General features: G+C 66.6%; 12 protein-coding genes. 5 read left to right on the plus strand and 7 right to left on the minus strand.

What is annotated here, in order from left to right:
• Positions 1-2: 2 nt before the first annotated feature.
• Entirely contained in the window at positions 3-1154 is a 1152-nt protein-coding gene (locus AC1RTA_RS04880) for an efflux RND transporter periplasmic adaptor subunit (RefSeq protein ID WP_492784101.1), read from the minus strand.
• A gap of 16 nt (positions 1155-1170) precedes the next feature.
• A complete protein-coding gene (locus AC1RTA_RS04885) occupies positions 1171-2427 on the minus strand; it encodes a TolC family protein (protein ID WP_492784102.1) in 1257 nt (418 codons plus the stop codon).
• 76 nt (positions 2428-2503) lie between these two features.
• On the opposite strand from AC1RTA_RS04885, the gene AC1RTA_RS04890 reads away from it, so the two are divergent.
• Together AC1RTA_RS04890 and AC1RTA_RS04895 are read left to right on the plus strand one after the other, a co-directional pair.
• Positions 2504-3214 (plus strand): response regulator, encoded by a 711-nt coding sequence (locus tag AC1RTA_RS04890; protein WP_014238531.1) that lies wholly within the window; start codon positions 2504-2506, stop codon positions 3212-3214.
• The gene (locus AC1RTA_RS04895; protein WP_014238532.1) at positions 3198-4586 is read left to right on the plus strand and encodes a sensor histidine kinase; all 1389 of its coding nucleotides are present in this window, start codon (positions 3198-3200) and stop codon (positions 4584-4586) included. The genes AC1RTA_RS04890 and AC1RTA_RS04895 overlap by 17 nt, the downstream gene beginning before the upstream one ends.
• A gap of 1 nt (position 4587) precedes the next feature.
• Here the strand turns inward: AC1RTA_RS04895 and pssA are convergent, their stop codons facing one another.
• The 5 genes from pssA to ilvB form a co-directional block, all read right to left on the minus strand.
• The gene (gene pssA, locus AC1RTA_RS04900) at positions 4588-5352 is read right to left on the minus strand and encodes a CDP-diacylglycerol--serine O-phosphatidyltransferase (RefSeq protein ID WP_014238533.1); all 765 of its coding nucleotides are present in this window, start codon (positions 5350-5352) and stop codon (positions 4588-4590) included.
• A 12-nt stretch (positions 5353-5364) separates the two neighbouring features.
• Positions 5365-6009, minus strand: coding sequence for a phosphatidylserine decarboxylase (locus AC1RTA_RS04905; protein WP_014238534.1), 645 nt, complete (start codon positions 6007-6009; stop codon positions 5365-5367).
• 138 nt (positions 6010-6147) lie between these two features.
• Positions 6148-7164 (minus strand): ketol-acid reductoisomerase, encoded by a 1017-nt coding sequence (ilvC, locus tag AC1RTA_RS04910; protein WP_014238535.1) that lies wholly within the window; start codon positions 7162-7164, stop codon positions 6148-6150.
• Between the two features lie 29 nt (positions 7165-7193).
• Positions 7194-7685, minus strand: coding sequence for an acetolactate synthase small subunit (gene ilvN / locus AC1RTA_RS04915; protein ID WP_014238536.1), 492 nt, complete (start codon positions 7683-7685; stop codon positions 7194-7196).
• Between the two features lie 17 nt (positions 7686-7702).
• Positions 7703-9403, minus strand: a complete 1701-nt coding sequence (gene ilvB / locus AC1RTA_RS04920) for a biosynthetic-type acetolactate synthase large subunit (RefSeq protein WP_152090862.1) — start codon at positions 9401-9403, stop codon at positions 7703-7705.
• Between the two features lie 216 nt (positions 9404-9619).
• Between ilvB and AC1RTA_RS04925 the strand changes: the two genes are divergently transcribed.
• From AC1RTA_RS04925 to AC1RTA_RS04935, 3 genes are all read left to right on the plus strand, one after another.
• A complete protein-coding gene (locus tag AC1RTA_RS04925; protein WP_235832439.1) occupies positions 9620-10159 on the plus strand; it encodes an RNA polymerase sigma factor in 540 nt (179 codons plus the stop codon).
• Positions 10156-10527 (plus strand): DUF3619 family protein, encoded by a 372-nt coding sequence (locus tag AC1RTA_RS04930; protein WP_165397465.1) that lies wholly within the window; start codon positions 10156-10158, stop codon positions 10525-10527. The genes AC1RTA_RS04925 and AC1RTA_RS04930 overlap by 4 nt, the downstream gene beginning before the upstream one ends.
• Positions 10524-11052, plus strand: a 529-nt coding sequence (locus AC1RTA_RS04935; protein WP_492784103.1) for a DUF3106 domain-containing protein, incomplete at its 3' end; no start/stop codon positions are given. The genes AC1RTA_RS04930 and AC1RTA_RS04935, both read left to right, overlap by 4 nt.

The raw sequence follows: 11052 nt of genomic DNA on the forward strand, positions 1-11052 counted from the left end.
CCTCAGTTCCCGGCCAGTTCGGCGTTGAGCAGCAGGGCGCCGGCGGTGACCACCCGCTCCCCGGCCTTCAGCCCGCTTTCGACGAAGCTGCTGTCGTGGCCGCGGAAGGCCAGCACCACTTCGCGCCGGGCCACCACCCCCGGCTCGGATTCGACGAAGAGATAGGTGTGCAGGCCTTCGGTCACCAGGGCCGTGTTGGGCACCTTGGGCAGGCGCCGGTCCGGATTCTCCGGCACGATGCGGGCGAACATCTCCGGCTTCAGGCGGCGCTCCGGATTGGCCACGGCACAGCGCACCGGCACCCGGCGGGACTGGGGATCGAGCACGTCGCCGATGGCCTCCACCGTGCCGGGGAAGCGCTGTTCCGGATAGGCGTCCACGGCGATGGAAACGGCCTGACCCACCTTCAGCTTGCCCAGGTCTTTTTCCGTCAGTTCGGCCATGACCCACAGGGAACGGGGATCGCTGACCACGAACAGGGGCGCGGCGCCGTCGGGGCGGACCTCGACGCCGGGGCTGGCCTGGCGCTCGGTGACGATGCCGGCCAGGGGCGTGCGCAGGGCAAAACCGCTCTCCCCGGCCAGGGGCGAGAGATTGCGCAGGCGGGCGCGGCTGCGCTCCACTTCGGCCTCGGCCGCCCGGTAATCGTTCTGGCTGGCTTCCAGATCCTTGCGCGCCACCACTTCCAGCTCGTACAGGGCCTTGCTCCGTTCCAGGGCGGAACGCTTGGTCTCCCGGTCCGACTCGGCCTTGCGCAGGTCGGCGTAGTCCGGCACGTCCAGGGTCAGCAGGGGGGCGCCGGCCTTGACCGTGTCGCCGGCCTGGGCCAGCACCTTCAGCACCCGGCCGCTGGTGGGGGCGAAAATGCGGGCGGTACGGTTTTCGTCGTAACTGACCCGTCCAGCCAGGGGCTCCAGCAGGGGCACCGGCAGCTCGGGCGCGGCTTCGATGCGCAGGTAGGCCAGCTGGGGCGCCCCCGGCGGGAAGCTGATGCTGTGGTTGGTGTTGAGGGCCGGCTTGGCCAGGGGCGCCGGTCCGGCCGGCGGTCCGGCCGGACGCAGGACCAGCGCGGCCGCCACGGCCAGGGCCGCGGCGATGCCCAGGGGGAGCAGGACTTTCTTCTGCAGCAGGGGGGAGTGCTTCAGGGGCTTCATGGGCGTTCCTTTTGTTCTATTGGCCCAGGACCGCCTGCCAGGCGGCCAGGGCTTTGGCGTATTCGGCCCGGAGAATGGCGGCATCGAGGCGCACGGCGCGCAGGGTGCGGCGGGCATCGAGCAGGTCGAGCAGGCCCAGGGCGCCGCGGCCGTAGGCATATTCGCTGGCACTGGCGACCCGCTCGGCCTCGGCCAGCAGGCCGTCCTCGAGCCGCTGACGGCGCTCCCGGGCGGCGCCCAGCAGGGATTCGGCCTGGGCCACCTCGCCCAGGGCCAGGGCCCGCACCTGCTCCTCCTGGGTGCGGGCGGCCAGCAGTTCGGCCTCGGCCCGGGCGATCTCGCCCTCGTAGGCATGGCGCAGGAACAGGGGCACACTCAGGCTGACCCCGTAGGTGTTGTTGGGCGATGCGTCGCCCGGGGGAAAGTGTTCGAACTGCACGCCCACCGTCACATCCCGGCTGCGGGCGGCCCGCGCCAGCTCCCGGGCGGCTTCGGCAGCCTTGACCCGGGCCCGGGCGGCAAGAACGTCGGCCCGGTTCTCCAGCTCGGGACGGCGGGCGGTGACCGCCTCGCCTTCGCTGCGGGGCCAGGGCTCCGTCGCCCGCAGGCTGGCGGCCTCGGATTCCTTGCCGATCAGGTAGGCCAGGTTCTGGCGGGCCCGCTCCAGGTCGGCCTGGGCCGCCCGGGCCTCGTTCTCGGCGCGACCGGCCTCGATGCGCAGGCGGGAAACGTCGGCGCCGGCCACATCGCCGACCTTGAGGCGCATCTCCGCCGCCTTGACGCTGCGCCGGTAGAGTTCGCCGCTTTCTTCGGCCACCTGGCGGCGCTCCTGGGCCAGGCGCAGGTCCCAGTAGGCGACCCGCAGCTGGAAGCGGCTCTGCCGCTGCACCTCCGCCAGGCCCTGGCCGGCGGCCTCGAGGGCGGCGCCGGCCACCTGCTGGCGCAGCTCCCGCTTGTCGCCCCGCTCGATCACCTGATCCAGGCGCAGCACCGAATCCACCCGCTTCTGCCCCAGGCTGCCGGCACCGATGCCGCTGCGGGGGTTGATGGAGGAGGTGGACAGGCTGAACTGGGGATTGGGCGCCTGGGCCGCGGTGAGGCTGTCCGCCTGGGCCGCCTGCACGCCCTCCCGGGCCAGCCGCACTTCCCGGTTGTGGGCCAGCCACAGGGCCTCGGCCTGGGCCAGGCCCAGCTCCTGCAGCGGCTCGGCAGCATGCAGTGAGGCGGGGCCGGTCGCCAACAGGGCCAGACAGATGAGGAGGGAACGTGACATCGAAGCGGCCTGCAGTTTCTCGATACCTAGGAGGCTGGTATCGTATTGCCCCTTACTGACCAACTACTGACGCCCCATGCGCATTCTCCTGGTGGAAGACGACGAGTTGCTGGCCGACGGGCTGGTGAAGGCTTTGCGGCAATCGGGCTACGTCACCGACTGGACCCGGGACGGCAAGCAGGCCGACAGCTGGCTGACGGACCAGAACTATGACCTGGCCATCCTGGACCTGGGCCTGCCGGGAATGGAAGGCAGCGAGGTGCTGCAACGGCTGCGCGGACGCAAGCTGGCGACGCCGGTGCTGATCCTCTCGGCCCGGGAGGCCCTGGAGGAGCGGGTGCGCCTGCTGGACCTGGGCGCCGACGACTACCTGGTCAAGCCGGTCGCCCTGTCCGAACTGGAAGCACGGGCCCGGGCCCTGATCCGCCGCGGCCGCACCCAGCCGGACCCGGAGCTGCGCCTGGGCAAGCTGCGCCTGGACACGGTGGGCAAGCGGGCCTGGCTGGGGGAGGAGCCCCTGGACCTGACCGCCCGGGAGTGGGCGGCCCTGGAGTTCCTGGTCAGCCGGGCCAACCGCATCGTCAGCAAGGAACAGATCATGCAGTCCCTCTACAGCTGGGACGAGGACATCACCCCCAACGCCATCGAGAAATTCATCTCCCGCCTGCGGGTCAAGCTGGAGACCGGGGGCATTTCCATCCGCACCGTGCGCGGCCTGGGCTACTACCTGGAAAAGCCGAAGGACGAGGACGGCGCGGACGCGGCCAGCGATGATCCGCCAGCCTAGCCTGCGGCGCCTGCTGCTGATCTGGCTGCTGCCGGCCATGCTGGCCCTGGTGGCGGCCGGCGGCCTGATGGCCTACGGCATCGCCCTGCGTTCCGCCACCTGGGCCTACGACCGGGCCCTGCTCGACACCTCCCTGGCCCTCTCCGGCCAGATCCACATCGTCAGCGGCCACCCGGTGCTCAACCTGCCGTCCCAGGCCCAGGAAATCCTCCTCACCGACCGCTACGACAACGTCTTCTACGAGGTCATCGGCCCCCAGGGCGAATCCGTCGCCGGCCACCGGGGCATTCCGCGCCCGCCCCAGCAGCTGCCCGAGGACGGCCGCATCTACTACGACGGCTGGTTCCACGACCGGGAAGTGCGGGTCGCCGCCCTCTTCGTCCTGCGTGAAGGCATTCCCCTGCTGATCCTGGCGGCCGAGACCCAGACCAAGCGGGACAACCTGGTGCGGGAAATCCTCACCTCCATGCTGCTGCCGGAACTGCTGCTGGTGGCGGCCACCCTGGGCCTGGGCTGGCTCGGCATCCGCCACGGCCTGAAGCCGGTGGAGGACCTGCGGGAGCAGCTCTCCCAGCGCTCCCACCACGATCTCAGCGCCGTCTCCTCGGACCGGGTGCCCCGGGAAATCGGCCCCCTGGTGGAAGAACTGAATCATCTGCTGTCCCGCCTCGACGGCTCCCTCTCGGCCCAGCGCAACTTCGTCTCCGATGCGGCCCACCAGCTGCGCACGCCCCTGGCCGCCCTGCAGGCCCAGGCGGAACTGGCCCTGCGCCGCCTCAACGGCCCGGCCCCGGCCCAGACCGGGGAACTGCGGGCCGAGCTGGAACGCATCCTGGCCGCCACCCGGCGCCTCACCCACCTGGCCCACCAGCTGCTGGCCCTGGCCCGGGCCGAGCCGGGCGGCGAACAGGCGATGAAGCCCCTGGACCTGGTGGAAGTGGTGCACCAGTGCGCCGAGACCTGGCACCCCCGGGCCCTGGAACGCAACATCGACCTGGGTTTCGACCTGGCGCCGGCTCCCCTTCTCGGCCACCCGCGGCTGCTGGAGGAGCTGCTGAGCAACCTCATCGACAACGCCATCCATTACACGCCCGCCGGCGGCAGCGTCACGGTGCGCACCTTCGCCCGGGACGGGGCGGCCGTGCTGCAGGTGGACGACACCGGCCCGGGCATTGCGCCGGAGCAGCGGGAAAAGGTGTTCGAGCGCTTCCACCGCATCAACGGGGAGCAGAATCCGGAAGGCTGCGGCCTGGGCCTGGCCATCGTCAGGGAGATCGCCAAACAGCACGGGGCCGACGTCTGGCTGGACGAGGCCCCGGTGCTGGGAGGTGCGCGGCTGGAAGTGAGCTTCCCGCCGCCACCCGGAAGGTGAATCAGAGGGGAGTGGAAGCGGGCTTGCGCCGCAGCAGGCGCAGGCCGGAGAGGGCGTAGCCGGAGAGGGCATAGACCACGAACAGGCCGAACAGCACGCCCGGGGGATACATGAAGACCAGGGCGAAGGCGAGGACGATGGCACCGACGAAGATGAAGGGCACGCTCTTGCGCAGGTTGATGTCCTTGAAGCTGTAGAAGCGGCAGTTGGTGACCATGGAGACGCCGGCGAAGATGGTCAGGATGCAGGCGATGACCCGCACGTCGCTGCCGACGATGTCGTTGTCCAGCATCAGCCAGACGAAGCCCGCCACCAGGGCGGCCGCAGCCGGGCTGGGCAGGCCCTGGAAGAAGCGCTTGTCGATCACTTCCAGGGTGGTGTTGAAACGGGCCAGGCGCAGGGCGGCGCCGGCGCAGTAGATGAAGGCGGCGATCCAGCCCAGCTTGCCCATGCCGCGCAGGGCCCACTCGTAGATCACCAGGGAGGGCGCGGCGCCGAAGGAAACCATGTCGGACAGGGAATCGTATTCGGCACCGAAGGCGCTCTGGGTGTGGGTCAGGCGCGCCACCCGGCCGTCCAGCCCGTCCAGCACCATGGCCACGAAAATGGCCACGGCGGACTGTTCATAGAACCCGTTCATGGCCTGGACGATGGCGAAGAAGCCGGCGAACAGGGCTGCGGTGGTGAACAGGTTGGGAAGGACGTAGATGCCCCGGCGTTTCAATTCCGGGTTGAAGAGGACCTTGCGGGGTTTCAGTTCGGACATTTTTTCTGTGAATTACGCCAACTCGGCAAGAACGGTGGAGGAAGCATACACCTTCTCCCCGATGCTGGCCTTGATGCGGGCATCCAGGGGCAGGTACACGTCCACACGGGAGCCGAAGCGGATGAAGCCGTAACGCTGGCCTCGGGCCAGCTGCACGCCGCCATCCACGTAGTTGAGGATGCGCCGGGCCACCAGGCCGGCCACCTGCACGGAGGTCACGTCCTGGCCGTCGGCGGTCTTGATCCACAGGGCGCAGCGCTCGTTCTCGACGGAGGCCTTGTCCAGGGCGGCATTGACGAAGGCGCCCGGGTTGTACCACTTCTGTTGCACGGTGCCATCCACCGGGCTGCGGTTGGAGTGCACGTTGAAGACGTTCATGAAGACGCTGACCTTCACTGCCTCACGGTTGAGGTAGGGGTCCAGGGCCTTTTCCACGGCGACGATGCGGCCGTCGGCGGGGGCCACGATGGTCTTGGCGCCGCCGGCGATCTTGCGCGCCGGGTCGCGGAAAAACTGCAGCACGAAGAGGGCGATGATCCACAGGGGCACGGCCACGTAAACCGGGGCAAAGGCGCTGCCGGCAAGGGCCGCCACCACGGCGATGGTCAGGAAGGGCCAGCCTTCGCGGGCGATGATGGGATGGGGATAGTTGTTCAAGGACGCGCTCTCAGGGCTGTTTTGCGGACGCTCCGGCCGGGGCCGCAGCGTGAAGACGGGAGTTGCAACGAAACCGGGGCGGAGCCCCGGAAAGCGCGTGCAGCCTGCGCCTCCGGTTAGCTCCGCCCCGCGCCAGTCTTAGTTCTTGGACTGGTCCACCAGCTTGTTCTTCTTGATCCAGGGCATCATGTCGCGCAGCTTGGAACCGACCTGCTCGATGGGATGATCGGCGGTCAGGCGGCGGCGGGCGGTCATGCTGGGGTAGCCGGTCTTGCCTTCCAGGATGAACATCTTGGCGTATTCGCCGGTCTGGATGCGCTTCAGAGCGTTGCGCATGGCGTAGCGGGACTCTTCGTTGATGACTTCGGGGCCGGTCACGTACTCGCCATACTCCGCGTTGTTGGAGATGGAGTAGTTCATGTTGGCGATGCCGCCTTCGTACATCAGGTCCACGATCAGCTTCAGTTCGTGCAGGCACTCGAAGTAGGCCATTTCGGGAGCGTAGCCGGCTTCCACCAGGGTCTCGAAGCCCATCTTCACCAGTTCCACGGCGCCGCCACAGAGCACGGCCTGTTCGCCGAAGAGGTCGGTTTCGGTCTCTTCACGGAAGTTGGTTTCGATGACGCCACCCTTGGTGCCGCCGTTGGCAGCGGCGTAGGACAGGGCGATGTCCTTGGCCTTGCCGGTCTTGTCCTGGTACACGGCGATCAGGGAAGGCACGCCGCCGCCCTTCAGGTACTCGGAGCGCACGGTGTGGCCGGGGCCCTTGGGGGCGACCATGATGACGTCCACGTCTTCGCGGGGCACCACCTGGTTGTAATGCACGTTGAAACCGTGGGCGAAGGCCAGGGCGGCGCCCTTCTTCAGGTTGGGTTCCACGTCGGCGTAGTACACGGCGGGGATGTTCTCGTCGGGCAGCAGGATCATGACCACGTCGGCGCCCTTGACGGCCTTGGCGATCTCTTCCACCTTCAGACCGGCCTTTTCGGCCTTGGCCCAGGAGGCACCGCCCTTGCGCAGGCCGACGGTGACCTTGCAGCCGGAATCCTTCAGGTTCTGGGCGTGGGCGTGGCCCTGGGAGCCGTAGCCGACGATGGTGACTTTCTTGCCCTTGATGAGGGAGAGGTCGGCGTCCTTGTCGTAATAAACTTTCATTTTTTTCCTTTCGGGTTCAAGGGCTTGCTTCAAACTTTGAGAATGCGGTCGCCGCGGCCGATGCCGCAGACGCCGGTACGCACGGTTTCGAGGATCAGACCGGCATCGAGGGCGGCAATGAAGGAATCCAGCTTGGCGCCGGTGCCGGTCAGCTCGATGACGTAGGTCGAATCGGTCACGTCAATGATACGGCCGCGGAAGATATCGGCCATACGCTTCATCTCTTCGCGGTCCTTGCCGGTGGCGCGGACCTTGATGAGCATGAGTTCCCGCTCGGAATGAGCGGCTTCGGAAAGATCCACCACCTTGACCACGTCCACCAGCTTGTTGAGCTGTTTGGTGATCTGTTCCAGCACATCTTCTGACCCCGTGGTAACGATGGTCATGCGGGACAGGGAGGCATCCTCGGTAGGAGCCACGGTGAGGGATTCGATATTGTAGCCGCGGGCGGAGAACAGGCCCGCCACCCGGGACAGGGCGCCGGCTTCGTTTTCCAGCAGGATGGAAATGATGTGTCGCATGGTTCTCTACTCCGGGCTCACAGGTCTTCGGACAGGATCATTTCGGACAGGCCCTTGCCGGCCGCCACCATGGGGTAGACGTTGGCTTCGGGGTCGATGATGAAGTCCATGAACACCAGGCGGTCCTTGTATTCGGTGAAGGCCTTCTTCAGGGCCGGCACCACGTCCTCGGGCTTCTCGATGCGCATGCCGACGTGGCCGTAGGATTCGGCCAGCTTGACGAAATCGGGCAGGGAAGTGACGTAGGACTGGGAGTAGCGCTTGGAGTAGAACATCTCCTGCCACTGCCGCACCATGCCCAGCATGCCGTTGTTGAGGTTGATGATCTTCACCGGCAGTTCGAACTGCTTGCAGGTGGACAGCTCCTGGATGCACATCTGGATGGAGCCTTCGCCGGTGATACAGGCCACCTGGGCGCCCGGATTGGCGAAAAGCACGCCCATGGCGTAGGGCAGGCCCACGCCCATGGTGCCCAGACCGCCGGAGTTGATCCAGCGGCGGGGCTTGTCGAACTTGTAGTACTGGGCGGCGAACATCTGGTGCTGGCCCACGTCGGAGGTGATGAAGGCTTCGCCCTGGGTCACCTCGTAGAGCTTCTCCACCACGTACTGGGGCTCGATCAGGTCGCCCTGCTTGTAGCCCAGGCTGTTCTTGGCGCGCCAGCCGTCGATCTGCTGCCACCAGTCGGAGACGTCGGGAGCCGGCTTGGCGCCGTCGTCCAGCAGCTTGAGCAGCTCGTCCAGCACATCGGGCACGTTGCCGACGATGGGCACATCCACCTTGACCCGCTTGGAAATGGAGGAAGGATCGATATCCACATGGATGATCTTGCGCGGCACGCCGCCGAAATGCTCGGGATTGCCGATCACCCGGTCGTCGAAGCGGGCACCGATGGCCAGCACCACATCGGCGTGCTGCATGGTCATGTTGGCTTCGTAGGTGCCGTGCATGCCCAGCATGCCGACGAACTGCTTGTCGGTGGCCGGGTAGCCGCCCAGGCCCATGAGGGTGTTGGTGACCGGGAAGTTGAGACGCTTGGCCAGCTTCACCAGCTTCTCGGAGGCGTCGGAGAGGACCACGCCGCCACCGGTGTAGATGATGGGCTGCTTGGCTTCCAGCAGCATCTGCACGGCCTTCTTGATCTGCCCCAGGTGGCCCTTGACCACCGGGTTGTAGGAGCGCATCTGCACGGAGGCCGGATATTCGAACTCGCACTTGTTGGCGGTGATGTCCTTGGGGATATCCACCACCACCGGGCCGGGACGGCCGGTCTTGGCGATGTGGAAGGCCTTCTTCATGGTGGAGGCCAGATCCTTGACGTCCTTCACCAGGAAGTTGTGCTTGACGCAGGGGCGGGTGATGCCCACGGTGTCGCATTCCTGGAAGGCATCCTGGCCGATGTAGTAGGTCGGCACCTGGCCGCACAGCACCACCATCGGGATGGAGTCCATATAGGCCGTGGCAATGCCGGTGACGGCATTGGTGACGCCGGGACCGGAGGTCACCAGGGCCACGCCGACCCGTTCGGAGGAGCGGGAATAGGCATCGGCAGCATGGACGGCAGCCTGTTCATGGCGTACCAGGATATGCTTGATGTCGTCCTGCTTGAACAGTTCGTCGTAAATATGCAGCACCGAACCGCCAGGATAGCCGAACACATAGTCGACCTTTTCTTCCTGAAGGCACCTGATTACAATCTCCGCACCGGTAAGCGTCATTTTTATGGCCTTACGTAAGTCGCTCGAAAAACCTGCTACGTTAATGGCTCGCCCCGGATTGGTCAAGGTAAAATACCCGCCCAAGGCCAGTAAAAGCCCGCCATTCAGCCGCACCCCGAGGCCCGCATCCAGGCCGGGCGCAGGCCGGAAAAACAAGCCCCGCACAGCGGGCAATTATCTCCCCGACTAGGATTCATTCTGGCTACACCACGCGAACTGTCGGATTTTCTCGCCGGCGTCGAACGCCGGGCCTTCAAACAGGCCCTGTTCGCCGTGCGTGACGAAGAAGCTGCCCTGGACCTGGTCCAGGATGCCATGATGCGCCTGGCCGAGAAATACGGCGACCGGCCGGCAGAAGAATTGCCGATGCTGTTCCAGCGCATCCTGCAAAATGCCATCCGGGACTATTACCGCCGCAGCAAGGTCCGCTCCATGTGGACCACCCTGCTCTCCTCCCTGACCCCGGGGGACGACGAGGACAGCGACCCGCTAGACACACTGGAGGTGGAAGGCAAGGCCGGCGACAGCCCGGAAGGCTCCCTGGAACAGTCCCAGGTCCTGGCCGTCATTGAAGCAGAGATTTCCCGCCTACCCGGACGTCAACGGGAGGCCTTCCTCATGCGTTATTGGGAAGATATGGACGTCGCAGAGACGGCGGCAGCCATGGGATGCTCCGAAGGGAGCGTCAAGACCCATTGCTCCCGGGCCACCCACACCCTGGCCGCCGCATTGAAAGCAAAAGGAATAACCCTATGAACGAACAGCACTTTGCCTACCAGATACGGCGGCATCTGAACCAGGAGACCATGGCGCTCAGCCCGAGCATCACGGATCGCCTGGCGGCAGCCCGTAGCCAGGCGCTCGCCCACCAGCGGGTGGCCGCCCACGCCCCCATCCTGGCCGGCCTGGGTTTCCACCTGCACCTGGACGGCTTCCGCCCCAAGCACATGCTGGCCGCCCTGGCCCTGGTCGTCGGCCTTTCCTCCGGCATGCTGTGGCAGGCCGACGAACAGATGAACGAACTGGAAGACGTGGATAGCGCCCTGCTGGCCGACGATCTACCCCTGGACGCCTACACGGACCAGGGATTTGCCGCCTGGCTGGACCAGAACCCTGACGAATGACCGGTAAGCCGGCCTCCTTCCCCTTCCTGCTCTTGCTGGCCCTGCTGGCAGGCTTGGTTGCGCCCGCCGGCGCCCAGACCCCCGGCACCACCGCCGTGGTCGCCACCCCGCCCCAGCCGGCCTGGCAGGAGCTGGACCAGACCCAGCAGCAGATCCTTGCCCCCCTGGCGGAGGACTGGAACCGGATGGAGAACTACCGGCGCAAGAAGTGGCTCGGCATTGCCGCCCGCTATCCGCGCATGGCCGAGCAGGAACAGGAGCGGGTCCAGCGGCGCATGCGGGAATGGGCCAACATGACCCCCGAGCAGCGCAAGGAAGTCCGGGAAAAGTACAAAAACATCAAACAGTTGCCGCCGGAACGCAAGAATGCGGTGAAGCAGAAGTGGGAAGAGTACGCCAACCTGTCGGAAGAGCAGCGCCTGCAGCTCAAGGAAGCGGGCGCCGCCCGGCCGCGCCAGGCGGCGCCCCAGGGCATCGGCAAGGCCTTTACCACCCTGCCCCTGCGCAGCCTCGCCCCCCTGTCGC

The organism is Azospira sp. MPR-E4 (assembly GCF_058809645.1).